At 32.7% G+C, this 17,615-nt stretch carries 15 protein-coding genes and 5 pseudogenes; 11 read left to right on the top strand and 9 right to left on the bottom strand.

Annotated features, from left to right (window positions below; genetic code table 11):
- The first annotated feature begins 388 nt into the window (after positions 1-388).
- The 4 genes and pseudogenes from ACQ9BO_RS16410 (at position 389) to ACQ9BO_RS16395 (ending at position 4,940) form a co-directional block, all read left to right on the top strand.
- The gene (locus ACQ9BO_RS16410) at positions 389-997 is read left to right on the top strand and encodes a hypothetical protein (RefSeq protein ID WP_431241601.1); all 609 of its coding nucleotides are present in this window, start codon (positions 389-391) and stop codon (positions 995-997) included.
- Positions 994-1,692 (top strand): M20/M25/M40 family metallo-hydrolase, encoded by a 699-nt coding sequence (locus ACQ9BO_RS16405; protein WP_431241600.1) that lies wholly within the window; start codon positions 994-996, stop codon positions 1,690-1,692. Before ACQ9BO_RS16410 ends, ACQ9BO_RS16405 begins: the two co-directional genes overlap by 4 nt.
- A 172-nt stretch (positions 1,693-1,864) precedes the next feature.
- A pseudogene (lepB, locus tag ACQ9BO_RS16400) lies at positions 1,865-3,465 on the top strand (signal peptidase I); the annotation flags it as partial.
- A gap of 266 nt (positions 3,466-3,731) precedes the next feature.
- Entirely contained in the window at positions 3,732-4,940 is a 1,209-nt protein-coding gene (locus tag ACQ9BO_RS16395) for a PQQ-binding-like beta-propeller repeat protein (RefSeq protein ID WP_431241599.1), read from the top strand.
- 53 nt (positions 4,941-4,993) lie between these two features.
- Here the strand turns inward: ACQ9BO_RS16395 and ACQ9BO_RS16390 are convergent, their stop codons facing one another.
- A complete protein-coding gene (locus ACQ9BO_RS16390; RefSeq protein WP_431241598.1) occupies positions 4,994-5,839 on the bottom strand; it encodes a class I SAM-dependent methyltransferase in 846 nt (281 codons plus the stop codon).
- Between the two features lie 315 nt (positions 5,840-6,154).
- Here ACQ9BO_RS16390 and ACQ9BO_RS16385 point away from each other — a divergent pair, with 315 nt between their 5' ends.
- The 5 genes and pseudogenes from ACQ9BO_RS16385 (at position 6,155) to ACQ9BO_RS16365 (ending at position 10,206) form a co-directional block, all read left to right on the top strand.
- Positions 6,155-6,997, top strand: coding sequence for a chromate resistance protein ChrB domain-containing protein (locus ACQ9BO_RS16385; protein ID WP_431241597.1), 843 nt, complete (start codon positions 6,155-6,157; stop codon positions 6,995-6,997).
- An 80-nt stretch (positions 6,998-7,077) separates the two neighbouring features.
- Entirely contained in the window at positions 7,078-7,575 is a 498-nt protein-coding gene (locus ACQ9BO_RS16380) for a hypothetical protein (protein WP_431241596.1), read from the top strand.
- A 1-nt stretch (position 7,576) separates the two neighbouring features.
- Positions 7,577-8,698, top strand: a pseudogene (locus ACQ9BO_RS16375) (chromate transporter); the annotation flags it as partial.
- 123 nt (positions 8,699-8,821) lie between these two features.
- Positions 8,822-9,391: a Crp/Fnr family transcriptional regulator gene (locus ACQ9BO_RS16370; protein WP_431241595.1), complete on the top strand. Its 570-nt coding sequence runs from the start codon at positions 8,822-8,824 to the stop codon at positions 9,389-9,391.
- Positions 9,392-9,469: 78 nt separating this feature from the next.
- Positions 9,470-10,206: pseudogene (locus ACQ9BO_RS16365) on the top strand (SDR family NAD(P)-dependent oxidoreductase).
- Between the two features lie 78 nt (positions 10,207-10,284).
- Here the strand turns inward: ACQ9BO_RS16365 and ACQ9BO_RS16360 are convergent.
- A complete protein-coding gene (locus tag ACQ9BO_RS16360) occupies positions 10,285-10,443 on the bottom strand; it encodes a VOC family protein (RefSeq protein WP_431241594.1) in 159 nt (52 codons plus the stop codon).
- 380 nt (positions 10,444-10,823) lie between these two features.
- Between ACQ9BO_RS16360 and ACQ9BO_RS16355 the strand changes: the two genes are divergently transcribed.
- Both ACQ9BO_RS16355 and ACQ9BO_RS16350 read left to right on the top strand, forming a co-directional pair.
- On the top strand, positions 10,824-11,267 hold the full coding sequence (locus ACQ9BO_RS16355) for a PepSY-like domain-containing protein (protein WP_431241593.1): 444 nt from the start codon (positions 10,824-10,826) through the stop codon (positions 11,265-11,267).
- Positions 11,268-11,542: 275 nt separating this feature from the next.
- Entirely contained in the window at positions 11,543-12,994 is a 1,452-nt protein-coding gene (locus ACQ9BO_RS16350; RefSeq protein ID WP_431241592.1) for a glycosyltransferase, read from the top strand.
- 69 nt (positions 12,995-13,063) lie between these two features.
- On the opposite strand, the gene ACQ9BO_RS16345 is transcribed toward ACQ9BO_RS16350, so the two are convergent.
- The 7 genes and pseudogenes from ACQ9BO_RS16345 to ACQ9BO_RS16315 form a co-directional block, all read right to left on the bottom strand.
- Complete coding sequence (locus ACQ9BO_RS16345; RefSeq protein WP_431241591.1) at positions 13,064-14,119, bottom strand: linear amide C-N hydrolase; 1,056 nt, start codon at positions 14,117-14,119, stop codon at positions 13,064-13,066.
- Between the two features lie 132 nt (positions 14,120-14,251).
- The gene (locus tag ACQ9BO_RS16340) at positions 14,252-14,626 is read right to left on the bottom strand and encodes a hypothetical protein (RefSeq protein ID WP_132990985.1); all 375 of its coding nucleotides are present in this window, start codon (positions 14,624-14,626) and stop codon (positions 14,252-14,254) included.
- A 177-nt stretch (positions 14,627-14,803) separates the two neighbouring features.
- A pseudogene (locus ACQ9BO_RS16335) lies at positions 14,804-15,737 on the bottom strand (transglutaminase).
- Between the two features lie 19 nt (positions 15,738-15,756).
- Positions 15,757-16,607: pseudogene (locus ACQ9BO_RS16330) on the bottom strand (substrate-binding domain-containing protein).
- Between the two features lie 53 nt (positions 16,608-16,660).
- Positions 16,661-17,134, bottom strand: coding sequence for a DUF4265 domain-containing protein (locus ACQ9BO_RS16325; protein WP_431241590.1), 474 nt, complete (start codon positions 17,132-17,134; stop codon positions 16,661-16,663).
- 87 nt (positions 17,135-17,221) lie between these two features.
- Positions 17,222-17,293, bottom strand: coding sequence for a hypothetical protein (locus ACQ9BO_RS16320; protein WP_431245137.1), 72 nt, complete (start codon positions 17,291-17,293; stop codon positions 17,222-17,224).
- Between the two features lie 10 nt (positions 17,294-17,303).
- Positions 17,304-17,615 (bottom strand): VOC family protein, encoded by a 312-nt coding sequence (locus tag ACQ9BO_RS16315; protein ID WP_431241589.1) that lies wholly within the window; start codon positions 17,613-17,615, stop codon positions 17,304-17,306.

Below are 17,615 nucleotides of genomic sequence, written 5' to 3'. Positions count from 1 at the left end.
TTTTTTAACGAATATAAGGAGAATTTTCCTAAGATCATTTATTCTAAATCCTTTTAAATCCTGTATAAAATGGTTCGTAAACAGCTTCACAAGAACCACTATAATTTAGAAACCTCCAAAGCCATTTGATTTTGGAGGTTTTATTATATATATCATGAATTTTATTGTTCATATCCTAGTTTAGTAAAAAAATAAATTCTATATCAGATTTATTTATAGTTTGCTTGAAAAACTTATTCTTCATAATTTAAAAAACAAACTGATTACAGGAAACGAGAACGACTAAAAAAGTTTATACTGAAGACCTCAATTTTTTCAATCCCGATAAATTTTTCAAATAATTAAAGTATTTTTGGTTTAACCAAAATGTTATTTATATAAGTAAAATATGAAAAAAATCATTGTAAGTATTCTTGTTCTAAGTCTATATTTGAATGCACATGGACAATCGAATGATAAAATTATAACAACCAAGGAAGTAACTCGTATTGAGAAAATACTTTCGGCCGATGATATGCAGGGCAGAAGGACTTTTACTCCTGGTATTGACAAAGCATCAGCCTTTATAGAATCAGAGTTTAAAAAAATTGGTTTGCAAACTTTCAATGGAGCGACAAATTACAGACAAGAATTTTCGATGACTGCCTCTAAAGCAGTTTCTTCAAAAATTACTATTGATGGCAAAGAAATAAATAATAATCAAGTTGTAACATTCTCATATCTTCCTCAGGTTTCTCTAACTGAAAAAAGCGATATTTCTGTTGTAAAAATCAATAAAGGGGATAACGTTGGGCAGAAATTTAATGAATATTATAAAAGTCCGAAAAATCTTTTGGTACTAGTTGACCCTTCATTCGAAAAAGTTTTACCAAATATCCAGCATATTGATCGAATAAATGCTAATCCTGGAAACAATACGGTTATGTTTGTTTTTGGAACTACGGAAGCGACTACTTTTTCTGTTGAATTGACAAATACAATCTCCAAAAAACATTGAATAATGTTGTTGGAATATTACCGGGAAAAACGAAACCAAATGAATATGTGATTTTTTCAGGACATTATGATCATTTAGGAATAGGCTCTCCTGAAGAAGGTGCGCCGCATACTGCAACAGATTCTATTTATAACGGCGCTAATGATGATGCCGCTGGAACAACAGCAGTAATTATGCTTGCGAAATATTTTAAAAAACAAAATAACAACGAGCGAACTATTATTTTTACCACATTTGTCGCTGAGGAAATAGGTGGCTATGGAGCCAAATATTTTTCGAAACAGCTTGTGCCAGAAAAAGTGATTGCGATGTTCAATATTGAAATGATAGGAACAGAATCTAAATGGGGTAAAAATTCTGCTTACATTACAGGTTACGAAAAGTCGGATATGGGGCAGATTTTACAAAATAATTTAAAGGGAACAAGTTTTACATTTTACCCAGATCCTTATCCAGACCAACAATTATTTTACCGTTCAGATAACGCGACATTAGCAAGGCTTGGAGTTCCTGCGCATACGATTTCTACTTCAAAAATGGATAATGAGCTAACGTATCATACAGTCGATGATGAATTTGAATCTTTAGATATTGACAACATGACCCAAATAATAAAATCAATTGCATTAAGTTCTTCAACAATTATTAATGGAAAAGATACGCCAACAAGAGTAAATACTACTCAATTGAAATAACATAAGTAAATTATAAAGAATCGAAAAGCACAGAAAACCAATTGTTTTCTGTGCTTTTTTTATTATTTTTTTGTTCTGTTTCTGATTTATGTAACAATTTTTCTAAAAAGCTACATATATAAAAACGATATAGATTTCGGACAAGCAAAACAACCATTAAAACTTCGGAAATATGAATTTATCACAATGGCTCATCTTTATTTTTATTCTACAAATCATCCATGGATTATCTACTTGGAAACTTTACATTAAAGCTGGAAGAAAACCCATAGAGTCATTTATACCGATTTATAATTTAGTAGTAATGATGAAAATCATAAAGCGCCCGCGTTGGTGGGTTGTTTTGCTTTTTATCCCTATTATTAATCTTTTGGTAATTCCAGTATTTTGGATTGAAATTGTAAGAAGTTTTGGAAAAAACTCCACAAAAGATACCATACTGGTTTTAGTGACATTAGGATTATATATCGCTTTTATAAACTATTCTGAAAAGCTAACCTATATTGAAAATAGAGATTTAACGCCTAGATCGAAAACAGAAGAAACAATAGGCTCGCTAATATTTGCAATCGTTGTTGCGACATTGGTGCACACTTATGTAATACAGCCATTTACTATTCCGTCTTCATCATTAGAAAAAACATTATACACAGGAGACTTTTTGTTTGTTACTAAATTTAATTACGGCGCAAGAACTCCTATGACCACCGTGGCATTGCCAATGGTTCATGACTCAATTCCTTTTTACGTAAAAAATCATATTTATTTAATGATGATGTAACAAAAAAGGAAACATCACTATTAAACAAGTTTCAATTGCCATATTTTAGATTCCCTGCAGTTGAAACCATACAACGAAACGAGATTGTAGTTTTCAATCAGCCGGCAGATACCTTGCGAGACATGGATAATTTTCATCCAGATAGAAATTATTATAAACCAATCGACAAAAAAACAAACTTGGTTAAAAGATGCGTTGGAATTCCGGGGGACTCTTTAGAAATCCGCCAAGGATATATTTTCATTAATGGTAAATTATCAATATTGCCAAAAAGCGCAAAGCCACAATACAATTTTCTGATAGATACAAAAGGGCAAACTATTGATCAAGACGCTCTTGTTCACAGATATGGAGCACGAGAAGGGGTAAAATATGAAAATGGAGTTTTTGCTTTGACCAATACTGGCGAGTATTTTTTGACGTTGACAGATGAAGAAGCTAAACTAATAGCAAGTAATCCAGTTGTAAAATCAGTTAAAAAACAATTAACGCCAAAAGGCGAGGATGGAGGCGTATTTCCGCATATTCCGTCATTAGGATGGAATATCGACAATTTCGGTCCTATTTATATTCCTAAAAAAGGGAAAACTGTGAAATTGACTTTAGAAACATTGCCTTTTTACAAAAGAATTATTCAGGAATACGAACACAATGATTTGAAAATCGACGATAAAAAAATTATAATAAACGGAAAACCAGCAGATACTTACACTTTTCAACAAGATTACTACTGGATGATGGGGGATAACCGTCAAAACTCTTTAGATGCTAGATTTTGGGGATTTGTTCCATTTGATCATGTCATAGGCAAGCCCGTTTTTATTTGGTTTAGTTGGGATAAAGATGGTAAAGGCATTAATAAAGTAAGATGGAATCGCGTTTTTTCTGTAGTTAACGGAAACGAACCGAAATCATATTTAATACATTTTCTGGTCTTTGTTGTTTTTTGTATCGTGATAAACAAATTCATAAAAAAGAGAAAAAAGCACAGCAATTACAATAATTCTAAAATATCAAAAGCTCTGAAAATTTATATGACAGAGCTTTTTTTGTGTTTGCATATAACGATTTATTATGCCTAAATCTGATAATAGTTTTTTAGTATATTTGGCATAGATATTGGTCGGTTTATTTCGATCAATTTCATCGAATTATTTTGAATTAACCAATTCTAAAACAATAATTTTCGATTTAATTAGTTACATTTTTTTCGTCAAATGATTTCCCCAAATCAAACTATAAAACCAAAATCTTAAAAATGAAACAAAAACTAACAACACTTCTATTTGTATTTACTTTTGTAAATATGTTTGGTCAAGTGTCACCTACAGCAAAAAACAGCCAAAGTACTGATCCAAATAACAAGGGTTTAATTTCAAATGATATTGTTACAAACAAAGCTATAAGCGCACTTAAAAAAGTTCCATTAGACGAGGCTTCAATTTTGCTTTATGATTACGATGGCACTCTTTTTTCGTTTGATTTAGAATCTGAAACCATTGTTTGGACCGTAAAAGCGTCCGATTCGCATACTGAAATGTGCGCAAATGCTGTAACTCTTCAAGATGGTGTTGTATATGTTCCCTTTATTAATGGCGAAATTTTTGCCATTGACAATCAAACTGGCGCAATTTTTTGGAAATCAAGAATCGGCAATTACACAGATCAAATTGTTTTAAAAGATCAAGCTCCAACGATAAATAATGGAAAATTATATATCAGTACTCAAAATCAGAACAGCGACATTTATGCTCTTGATATCAAAAATGGAAGTTTAGCATGGAGCTATAGGCTAGATGCTGAAGTCAATCACACACCAATTTTATTTTTTGAAAATAAAGTTTTCACACAAAGCGCTACCAACTTTTATTGTTTTGAAGCCAATACAGGAAAAGTAATTTATCAAAAAACTTTTGATGAAGCTATAACAGGAAAACCTGTGACAGATGGTCAATATGTGTTTGTAGCAAATGAAAAAAATACGCTTTACGCTTTAAGTGCCAATAAATCAGATATTATTTGGGAATTTAAATTTGATGAAAATCAGAACAATGTAAAGAATCGTATATTCTGCAAAGACAATAAAATATATTTTGCGGCCCAAGGCGCGAATACTACTTCTGTGTATTGTGTGGATTCAAAAACGGGAACACAACTTTGGAAAACTGATTTTAAAGACGATAATATAGAATATATTACTCAAGAAAATGACAATTTATGGGGATATACACGCGGAAAAAAACTTTTCCAAATACTTCTAGACAATGGTGAAGTTGTATTAGATAAAAAATTGACAACCATGCCGATTTCAAATATTGAGTTTCCTGTTGATGATAATCTGCTTATGTATTATTGCGATGCAGGTTTAGTTCAATATGATCTGAAAGAACAAGATGAAAACATGTTTTATATGCGAACGTCAATAAAAGATGATGTTTATAGCGCATTTATAAAAATAATTCGATAGAAAAAAACTCCTTAAAAAATTAAGGAGTTTTTTTTGCCAGTAATATAACTTTTCTATTTCTCCCCATAAATCACCCAAGTACTTGAATCGATAACAACATTTCCATCTGGGTATTTATCATTTACTTTTGCATACGTTTCTGTTTTTATTTTTTCGTTCATTTCGTCGCTTGCAGAATCCAGAGCGACTACAATTGGCGCGACCACTTCAGTCAGCATTCCCCAATAAGCATCGACAGTTTTACAGTTCAATTTTCCTGTAACTTCTACTTGGCTAATATTTTTCAATCCGGCCTTTGAGAATATATTTGAAATAAATCCGTCTTCGGCACAGCGGAATATTCCTGGTGAACCCGGTGGTGGAGGCTGTAGTTCTAAATTTTTATTAATTGTTCCCATAGTCGCTGTAATCCAAAAGTTTTTCTCCGGAATATTCCAAACGGCAGTCGCTATTTTTCCGCCAGGTTTGAGAACACGTACCATTTCATTGGCGACTAATTGCATATCAGGAAAAAACATAAATCCAAAACGGCGACTTATTGCATCAAATGTATTGTCTGGAAAAGGCAACTCGCATACATCACAAGCTACAGTTTCAACATTTTTAAGTCCTTTTAAAATTGCATTTTCATGGGCTATTTTCAACATATCATCAGCAAGGTCGGTAATTACAACTTTTCCGTTAGGCAATTTTCCTGCAATTGTCAGTCCAGGTTCTCCCGTACCTGAGGCAATATCAAGAACATAATCATTATTTTTTGGATCAAGTAATCGAATTATTTCATCTCCCATCGGTTTAAAAAAGTCCATTACAAGATCATCCCATTTCTTCCAGCCTCCAGAAAACTTGTTCCAAGATTGCTTTTGCTGTTCGCGAATTTCTTCAAGGTGTGGTTCCATTTTCTTAAATTTTGATTCTATAATTGTTTTTTTGTTTGTTCAAAAGTTAGAGAAGGGGCTAGCTTGTTTATACCAATTCCAAAAACAAATAAAATGGGGAGAAATGAAGTTTGATTACGGCATAAGTCAATATTTTCTAAAACAAACAAATTTAATCATTTTAAGAACACAAAGCACTGATTTTCAATTATCTGTTTTGTATGAATTCAATTAAAACATAATGTTTCAACTAAAGAAAATCATCCTATTTTTTAAATTATTAAAATGAAATGATTTTACTAGATTTGAGCATCCAAAATTTTTAAGATTTATCAAATGAAATGGATTACGAGAGAACGCCCAAAAATTGACCGAATTGCCTGTCCTTGGCTAATTCGGAAATTTGTTGACCAAGAAGCCGAATTTATTTATGTTCCTTTTAATGTAGTTTTAGAAAAAGCAAAAGAATTAAATGCGATTCCATTTGACATTCCAAATGTTGAATTTACCCACTATGACGATCAGAGCACATTTGATTATATTATCAAAAAATACGAAATCAGCGATCCCGCGATCTTAATTATCGCTGGAATTGTTCGTGGGGCAGACACAGATAGACATGATATTGCAAAAGAATCGGCGGGGCTTTGGGCGATCTCAGCAGGACTTTCTTATAATATTACCGATGATTATCAACTTCTAGAAACCGGAATGATTTTGTACGATTCATTATACAGCTGGGCAACGCATTTATACAAGCAAAATCATTTACAAAACAGTCCTTTTGAAAATTTGCTTCATGAAGTTTACACTAGATTTCTAAAAGAAAAGAAAACTTCAACAAAAACGCCATCTTGGGTCAAAGATTTAAAAGAAATCATTCAGGATCAAATAGATGCTCAATTTGCATTTGATTTGAAGAAAATCTCAAATGAATTGGATTTGAATCCATCGTATTTATCGCGAGAGTTTTCAAAACATTTTGAAGATTTAAATTTTGGCGAATATGTGAGGAAACTTCGTATTGAAAAAGCAATTCATCTTATTGGAAATTCATCTCATACCTTGACGGAAATAGCTTATATGACAGGCTTTTCAGATCAAAGTCATTTTACGAGAATCTTCAAACAGCACACAGGAAAAAATCCTTCAGGTTATCGAAAAAAAGCAAAAAAGTAAATCCTATACAAAAGGTAAATTTGATTCTATTTTAAAAAAGTGCAAGCGATTAGTTTTGTTTTATAACCAAAACTAAAACAATGTATTTAAAATCGACTTTGCTTTTTGCAGTATTCTTTTCCTGTTTTTCTGTTTTTTCTCAGACTGTTTATCCAAAAATAACAGGCTATTTTGGCATTATGCACCCAATTGTTACATTTAGCAGTGAAGAAACAACTGTGAATTTCAGAGACTATTATGCGGTAGGATTTCCAACAGGAATCAATATTTGGAAAAGCGAAAAAATAGGATTTTCACTTGAATTTGTTCCGAACATCAAAGACGACAACGGAACCGACAAAGTAACAAATTTGTTATTTCATCCAGGAGTTTTAGTAGCTTTAGGAAAAGGCTACACTTTTGCCGGAAGGGCCGCCTTTGAAACAAGCGGAAGATATGGTTTTACTCCAGTTTTAAATAAAACAATCATTAAAAACAAAACTTGTAGTTATTATGCCGCCGTTCCTTTGCCGGTTCGTTTTGGAAATAATCATCCAGCTACTTTTACAATAGGTTTTCAATTCGGAATTGCTTTTTAAAATGGAAAAAACATCAAAATACAGCTTGTTGCAATTGACTCTTTATTTCCTTAAGCTCGGAACTTCAGGATTTGGCGGTCCAGTTGCGTTAGTAGGCTATATGCACAAAGATTTAGTCGAAGACCGAAAATGGATTTCAGAAGAAGAATACAAACAAGGCTTAGCATTAGCGCAACTTGCGCCAGGGCCACTTGCCGCGCAACTAGGGATTTATCTTGGTTTTGTTCATTATAGTTTTTTAGGAGCCACTTTAGCAGGTTTTGCCTTCATATTGCCTTCTTTTCTAATGGTCGTTGCGTTGGGTATTATTTACCAATTGTATGGCGGTTTATCTTGGATTCAGGCTGTTTTTTATGGCGTTGGTGCTTCGGTGGTTGGGATTATTGCATTGAGTTCTTATAAGCTTACGGTGAAATCTATCGGCAAATTCAATCTAGAATCTTTTAAAACAAAATGGTTGCTTTGGCTATTTTTTATCACCGCTACAATTATAACTTTTATAACTGAAAAGGAGCAAATTTTACTCTTTATATTCGCGGGATTATTTTACATGATCATGACTGCTCCTCCAAAATGGTGGAACTTCAAAACCACAAATTCTTTGGTTTTATTTCAATTTGCTTTATGGAATTCAGAAGGATCGACACTTGTAAAATTGGCTGTTTTTTTGCAAAAGCCGGTGCATTTGTTTTTGGAAGCGGATTAGCAATTGTTCCTTTCCTGCATTCGGGCGTGGTAGCCGAAAATCATTGGCTGACAGAACAGCAATTTCTTGATTCAGTTGCTGTCGCAATGATAACGCCAGGACCTGTCGTTATTACAGTTGGATTTATCGGCTATTTGGTAGATGGATTTTTTGGTGCCTTAGTAGCGACTTTGGCAACTTTTCTTCCTTGCTATTTATTTACGATTTTGTTGGCGCCATATTTTAAAAAAATTGCTGACAATAAATTGGTTAAAGCTTTTGTTGAAGGAATTACAGCCGTTGTAATTGGTGCTTTAGTTGGATCTGTTATTGTCATTGCCTCAAGAAGTATTATCGATATTCCAACGGCATTAATTGCTGTTTTGACTGTTGGAGCTTTGCTTTATTACAAAAAAATCCAAGAGCCTTATATCATTTTAATTGCCGGAATTATTGGCGTATTTATAAAATTGATTTAACTCAGAGCAAAAAAAATACATCTGCATTATTTTTTTGCCAAATGACAAATTCTCGCCAAAAAGTTATGCTTAACTTTCGCATATGAAAGAATTAGTAAATTACATATTGCAATTTGGCAATTTGAATCAGCGACAAATTGATTTAATTTTATCAAAAGCACAAGAAAGAGAAATTCGGAAAGAAAACTATTTTGCAGAAGCAGGAAAAGTTGTCGCTGAAGTTGGTTTTATAATTGACGGAATAATGCGCGTTTGTTATTATGATAATAAAGGCGAAGAAATTACAAAATACTTTATTGAAGAAAATAATCTCGTTGTAGATTTAGAAAGTTTCGATAACGGCATTTGTTCGTCGTGTTATGTACAAGCAGTTACAGATTGCAAAATCATTGTTTTTTCAAAGAAAGATTGGCAGGAATTATTAGATACTATAATTGGCTGGGATACCATTGTCCATAAAATAATTTCGAAAGCTTTAATTCAGAAAGTTGCTAGAAGAAGCCCGCTCGTTTCTGAAGATGCTACGACACGTTATTTGTCTTTTATGAAAATGTTCCCGAATGTCATAAATAGAATTCCGCTTTCTTATTTAGCTTCTTATCTCGGAATCACGCAGTCTTCATTAAGCCGAATCAGAAAAAATATTCGTTAAATTGATTTTTTGCCATTTGGCAAATGTTTCTATTTTTTAGGATTGCAACTTTGTATTAATAATTTTAAAACGAAAAAAATGAAATCAGTATTAATAACAGGCGCAAACAGAAGCATTGGTTTAGAAATAGTTAAACAGCTTTCGAAAAAAGGATTATTTGTTTATTTAGGAAGCCGAAATCTAGAAAATGGAGAAAAAGTAGTTGCTGAATTAGCTCAAAACGGATTTAAAAACGTAAAGGCAATCCAAATTGATGTTACAGATCAGGAAAGTGTTCTAAAAGCTAAAAATAGTATAGAAAAAGAACAAGGTAAACTCGATATTTTGATCAATAATGCTGGCATTTTAGGAGCAATGCCACAAAATTCTTCTTCAACTTCAATTGAAAATTTACAAGAGACATTTGATACAAATTTTTTGGAGTTATTAGAGTGACTCAAACATTTCTTGATTTGCTTAAAAAATCGGACAGCCCAAGAATCAGCAATATTACATCTGGTCTTGGTTCACTTACTTTACACAGCGATCCAGCGTGGAAATATTATCCATTTAAAGCAGTTTCATATGTTTCATCAAAAGTCGCTTTAAACGCTTTTACAGTTACTTTAGCTTTTGAATTAAAAGATTTGCCATTTAAGGTCAATTCAATCGATCCAGGTTATACTGCAACAGACTTTAATAATTTTAACGGCCCTGGAAGCGTAGAAAGCGCGACAAGCTTCATCATCAAACATACTTTGACAGATGAAAACGGGCCAACAGGAAAGTTTTTCAGCAACGACATCGAAGACGAAAGCGAAGAAAGTCCGTGGTAAATTAAAATTTATAAATAAAGGAAAAGCTCCAAAATCAATTTGATCTTGGAGCTTTTCCTTTATTACATTATATCGCTATTAAAGCGGTTCCCAAAGTTCGATTTTATTGCCATCGGCATCCATAATATGAACAAACTTGCCATAATCATAAGTCGCAATCTCATCTAAAACTGTTACGCCGTTTTCCTTTAATTTGCTTATCAAACCTTCAATATTTTGAACGCGATAATTGATCATAAATTCTTTTTTGAAGGCGAAAAATAATCATCATTCTTTTTGAACGGACTCCATTGAAGCGCTTCTTTTATTTCAGGATTATCTAAATTTCTAGATTCAAATGTCGAACCCCAGTCATTGACTTCGAGTCCTAAATTTTTAGCATACCATTCTCTGGTTTCTTTTGGGTTTTCGGTAAAAAGAAAATACCGCCAACGCCTGTCACTTTTGGAATCGTATTGTCATTTTGCTTATTTGAATCTTCCATAGCTTTTGGTTTTTAAGATTTTAAATATACTAAAAATGTTTGCGGCAAACAATTAAAGCTTTCTTAATTTGATTTGAATCCATTGTTACTTATTGTAAATTAGCTAGATACAAAATTTTAAAAGATAGAAATCATGAAAAGTTATCATATAGTTGCCCTATTGCTTTTTAGTTTAGCAATATCGGCAAATGCTCAGAAAAAAATTGAAACTACAGAATTGCCAAAACCAGCTCAAGAATTTCTTCAAAAATATTTTAGCTATACCACTGTAGTAAAGGCACAAAAAGATGCTGAACACGGCGAAAAAGGGTTTGAAGTCAAATTAAAAGATGGAACTGAGGTTGAATTTTGGAAAGATGGCTCGTATCGAGAAGTCGATGGAGGAAAAAATCCAATTTCTACTGATTTTATTCCGGCAAACATCAGAGATTATATTTCAAAAAATTATCCAAATGAAAAAATCACGCATATTGATTATGGCCACAAAGATTTAGATGTTGATTTAACCAATTCTATTGATTTGGAATTTTCAAAAGATGGAAAAATTCTGAAGGACAAAAACAATATTATCAAATAAATTACGTTTTTAAAACCTCTGGAAAGCCTTATTTCTGGAGGTTTTTTCAAAAATATGAAGTATAAACTTTTTACACTTGTGTAAAGTTTACACATTCATTTTTGAACTAAAATTTGCTAAAACTCTCATTTTCAATTTTTAGTATTTGTGGCACAGCGCTTGTAAAATCGGTTAGAGTCGATTTCTTGTTTACTACGTTTTAATCTGTTTTTAACTGAAAAACGAACAAGAAAAATCAATTTAAAAGCCATTTTACGAATAAAGCAATAGCCCAAATGAAAAGTGAAACAATTACTTCAGAACAATTTTATAGTTCTGATAAAACCCTCAGCACAAAAGAACAATTAAACAAAAGTTCAATTTTTAGCCCCAATACAAAATCCTTAAATCAAGCAACCGAAAAAACATGTAGTCCGTTAGGTGTTGCAGTACTTACCGGTACTTTTTTATTGATGCTTGGTGGCGCTTTTTTAGTGTACCAACTTCAATCTGATTTTGATCAATTTCAATTAGACCGGATAAATTCAAGTTGGGGATTTCCATTCTTAATATTAGCAACCGTTTTATTCTTTTTCCAAACAGGTTCATTTTTATATAATCTGTATTTGTATTTCAGATACAAACCAATTGAATCTGTTTCTGACGATTTATTGCCAACTTGCACCGTAATTGTTCCTGCTTATAACGAAGGAAAATTAGTTTGGCAAACTTTGATGAGCCTTGCAGAAAGCGATTTTCCTAAGCAAAAACTTCAATTGTTAGCCATTGATGATGGAAGCAAAGATGATACTTGGTACTGGATGCAACAAGCAAAAATAAAGCTTGGAGATCGTCTTGAAATTTACCAACAACCTGAAAACAAAGGAAAACGTCACGCCTTATATCGTGGATTTGAACTAGGAACGGGTGAAGTTTTTGTAACCGTTGACAGTGACTCAATTGTAAAAAAGGACACTTTACGAAATCTTGTAAGTCCTTTTGTTGTCGATGAAAAATGCGGTGCAGTTGCAGGAAATGTGCACGTTTTAAACAATAAAAAAGCTTTGTTGCCAAAAATGTTGAATGTAAGTTTTGTGATGAGTTTTGAGTTCATGCGTTCTGCAGAAAGCATGTTAGGATCTGTTTTATGTACACCTGGCAGCATTGCGACTTATAAGAGAGATGCTGTGTTTGCTTGTCTTCCCGAATGGATTAATCAAACTTTTATGGGGCAACCATCAGATATTGGTGAAGACCGAGCAATGACTAATATGATTTTGAAACAAGGTTTCCATGTTTTGTTCCAAAGAAATGCTTTGGTATTGACAAATGTCCCTGAAGAATACAAAGGTTTATACAAAATGTTTATTAGATGGGGCAGAAGCAATGTGCGTGAAAATATCATGATGGCACAATATGTTTTTAAAGATTTTAGAAACGAATCTAAATTTGGTGCAAGACTTTTATTTTTGAATCAGTCTTTAAAAATAATTATGTCATATCCTTTTTTATTATTTATGCTCTTTTTTATAGCAGTTCATCCAGTGCTGTTTTTTAGCTCAACGCTTTTAAGCATTATGATTGTATCTACTTTTTCAGTATTGTTTTATGCTAAAAGATATAGTTTTTCAGATGCTTTTTGGGCATATTCCTATAGCATATTTTATACTTTCAGCTTATTTTGGATAACGCCTTACGCTATTGCAACAGCCAATAAAAAAGGTTGGTTAACACGTGGTTTATCTTAAACTATATCGACTTTTTGAAATACAAAAACCTTCAGAACCTTAAATCTAAAGTTCTGAAGGTTTTTATTTTTAATCTAAACCTGCAAATTTAAAAGGTGCCATAGCCTGGAAATTCATTGAAGATTCTCCAGAATAATTTTCATTATTTGCTAAACTTAGTTTTCGAACTTTAGCTTTCTCGCTGAAATCAAGTTTACTGAATTCCACCCAAACCACATTCGGATTTAATACATTATCGAAATAATACACTAGATTTTTTTGATCTGCAACAGTTCTCCATCTCGTGGATGATATATTTGGTTCTGTTGCTGAAGAAATTCCGAGTGGCACAGAACAATTTCTAATTACGCCAAAAACACTAGCAAGGGCAGTTCTTATGTTATCCGTTTTCGGAATCGCGTCAATGTAATAATGAGCACGAACAAAACGATCGGTCGCTCTGTTGGTTCCTGGTAGCATAATAGTTCCTGGAATACTTTTCCAATAGGTATTTATTGCCAATTGTTCATCAAAAATAGGGGAATTCGTCATCGCAACATAGCTTCTGTCATGATGAATAACCAATTTTCCATTTATGTATTCAAAAATCGCATTATCTCCAGAAGCATCCGAAATCGACAAATGTACCGTTGCAAAAATATCAGTTCCAGGAATATGTGACGATGTTACCGTAAAGTCATTTTTGCTTAAAGCATTTACAGCTTCAGAAACAGTAGAAAAATTATCCAAAACATATTGAAGCCACAACGAAACTGCCAAGCCTTTGGTTTTGCTGTTTTTCTCAAATTGCGGATAGGTAGATTCAGCTAACCAAAGCAAATTTCCAACTAAACCTTTTTCATTCATTCCGTCAGACGAAGCAATATCCCAAGAACTTGTTACAACGCTTCCGTACTTTGATTTCCATTTAACCGAATTATTTCCCGCTTCGCCAAACCTTTCTATTCCTCTTGGAAAAACCCATAAATTGGCCGGAATTTCACCTCGCCAGTCCATTGAACGTGCTGTAAGAATTGTGCCATTTGGTCCTTGATAAACGATTCTTGTGCAAGCAAAAGTTTTTCCATTATAAATTATTGCGCTTAAAAAAGCAAAAACGATAAAAATTCTAATTTTTGTCTTCATATAACTTATTTTTATTTTGTTAAAAAAACTCGTTTGGGACGCTATAAAATAAAACAACTCCTAAACACTGAGATTATTTAGGAGTTGTTTTGATTTTGTGTGGGTTATGTTTTTATTTCGTGAGAAACAATTTTAAATCTTTTTAAGAGTCAATTTTACTTCTTCAGCCTCTAAAATTAGCTCGTCTTTGGTGATTGTGCTTACACAAGGCCACGGAGTACCAGTTTCGTCTTTAATTACAAGACTTTTCCCTTTTTTAGTTAAAGCATAAGTACCATCTGTCATCTCTCTTAGTAAAAATCCTGTTACATGACCATCTTCAGTAAAAGTCAATTGACCATTAGTAAGAATTACATTTTTCAATGAATCAGAAAGTGGTTTTTTATTTGCTTCAACAGCGGTAACTTTCCAAGAACTTACTAATTCATTTCTTTTTGCTTTATTGCAAGAAAGAATTAATACTGCAGATAATAAAATTCCGAAGATAAATAATTTAGATTTTTTCATAATTCTGTGATTAAAAAATTAGACAGGAAAAGTTACAAAAAAAAACAATATTTAACATCTTTGTAATCAAATATTTAAATTCGTTTGAAAAGCCTTGAATCTACTAGGAATTTCCATTTTAACAAGTGACATTTTATTAATTTCTTTATTATCTAGGCTTGCCTCAAATCGCAAATTTTAATTCAGCGTAAGCTCTCCAAGAATTTCTTCGTACAAAAATGGTCCACCAGGATATGTGGCAGTATAATCTAGATTCATCCAGACTTGGCCACGCTCATCGATATGATAATGAATGGTTTTGCCATAACTTTCTTTGACAAAAAGCACATTTTTTATAAGATAATTTACTTTCTCCAGATCAATCATGGAACCTATTAATATTTCTGGGTAAATATGCCCTTTTGTATGAATAAGTCGTGGGGTTCCGCCAATGGCACGAATCGTCTGCTGCCATTAAAATAGAATGATCGTCGCAGTCTCCAGAGAAATACTCTAAAGATTCGCTTGCCGTTGCAATATAATCACCGTCTTTCGGATCATTTACATAATTCCAGCGTCCATTGATTTCTTTAAACACAGCAAAACACTGAATAATAGTTCTGTAATCTGAATATCCTCTAATTCCTTTGAAATGCTTATTGGCACTCATAATGGCGAAATTGCGCACTTTTGGATTTTGATATTCAATTGCATTAATAATTTTAGATCGGTTTGGAAATGGAAGTAATTTTGCTACAATAATGTCTTGCGGATAAGGATTATCAGACATGGTATAAATCATCGAATTGTAATCTTCAGATATTTCGCTGAAACCATAATTCCCAATTACAGTTCCATAAAATAAAACCAGCAAATAAACTGCGACACAAAGAATAATTATAGTTCTAAGCAACATCAGTAAAAAGAATATTGCGGCAAAGACAAATATAAAAATGAAGACGCGATCTAAATTGAAAGCCCAATTTAAATCGCGGAGATTTTGATGCAGAATGATGAAAATCGGAATTGTAATCAAAAGACTCAACAGCATAATAATAATCCTGTCATACGGCGATTTTACCTGTAATTTGGATTTTAATTGCGGAAAGTCAATTTTGGGAATTTTCATCATAAAATAATCAAAGCGTTTATTACAGCGCTTTTACCGTTTCAACAAAAGTACTTTTTTTATCAATAATTCCGAGATCAAATAATTGATTTTGAATTTTAATAAAAGCTTTTTCGCTCAAATGCTTTTGTGACCACTGTGTCAGTTTCAACCACTCGCGTATATCTTCTTTTTTTGTTTAAAAAGTTCTGCTAATGTTTTGTCAATATTCGGAATTTGGGCAAAATCCTGTGTTGTTTTGTTGATCACTTCAAGGATTTTTTCCATCACTTTTGGATTCTTTTTCAAAAATTCATCTCTAACAGCGATCACAAACGATGGCCATGGAGTAGGGCAATCGCCAACACGTCTGAAAATCCCTTTATCGACAAGAGGTTTTGTCATAAAACGCTCCCACATAAAATAATCTGCGGTTCCGTTTGTTAGAGCTTCAACAGCACCATCAATTGTGTTGATAATCTCAAATTTCAATTCATCTTGTTCCCAACCCTGTTCAGCGACATTTACGTATGCCATCAACTGTGAACCAGATCCAATTCTTGAAATCGCTACTTTTTTGTTTTCTAAATCCTTTACAGTCTGAAAATCTGATTTTGCGGCAACATGAATTCCCCAAATTAACGGAGACTGCACATAAATCTGAACAATTTTGCTTGGATTTCCTGCCAAAATATCTTTGACAATTCCCTCAGTCAATATTACAGCTATATCAGCATCGCCGTCACGCGACATTTGGCACATTTTGCCCGTTCCTTCCGGAATATCCTTCCATTGCAAATCAATATTTTCAGCTTCAAACTCGCCATTTTCAATGCATAAATGCCATGGCAAATTGAAGTGTTCGGGAACACCCACAATGTTTACGGTTTTCATTACAGTTTTAAGTTTAAGTTAAGTTTGGTATGTGTATTCTTAAGTTTGTTTGTTTAGTTTTTCAATAAATCAGTTCGATGTTTGTCTGAAAGACATGGCTCAGCATATTCAATTATCTCTTGACCTTCATATTCATTCAAAATACTTCTAACTAACGAATAATCGACATCGCGAACTATTTCAACCGCAAATAAAGTTTCGTTTAAACCTTCGGATTGGCAATTAATCGCTTTTAATTTTTCTCTGATGATTTCCTGATCAAAACCTTTTTCTAAAATTAAGACCTGAACAATTGAATTACCCGAGTTTTCAATTGTTTCCTTATATACAAAACGATTTTCCTTTTCATCAAATTCAGCGTAAAACAAATCTTCTGTTGCAATAAGCGGTCCAAAAAATGGAATATTATCCAATTTAAAAAGGCCTTTTTCTAAATCTATAATTTCAGCCCACATGGTTTCTGAAACATTGTCTTCTAAATAATCGCTGTAGTATTTAAAAAGTATTTTTTTGTGTGTTTCTGACATTCTTTAATCTAAAATTTTAAAAATTATATAATCTCGGCAGAACCATAGATTATCTAATTTTCAAATTGACTTAATTCTCTAATTTTTTTACTCAATCTCGCTTATTTCAGCTTTTAATGGTGATACAACAATTCTGTATCCATCCGGATCTTGAATCATTTTTCCGTTTTCATTCCAAAATGGATTTGCTTGCAGTTATAGTTGAGATGTTGTGATGTTCAAGTTTGTTTAACAAATTATTATAATCTAAAATTGATTTAGGATATAGCACAATAACATCGTCTTCATCAAATGTATGTTTGGCTTTGTTATTTGACTGCGTAAATTCAAAATGCCAATCTAAACCAGATTTTCCAATAAAAATTCCGTTGTAATTATTGTGATTCTGAAACTCTCCCAATTGTTCAAAACCAAGAACATTTACATAAAAATTTTCAATTTTCTTTAAATCATCGGTGTGTCGTGCAACTCTTAAAAACAT

The organism is Flavobacterium sp. P21 (genome assembly GCF_050632225.1).
GTDB lineage: Bacteria > Bacteroidota > Bacteroidia > Flavobacteriales > Flavobacteriaceae > Flavobacterium.
The sequence above is the reverse complement of the archived record's forward strand: the minus strand, read 5'-3'. Positions and strand labels throughout refer to the sequence as shown.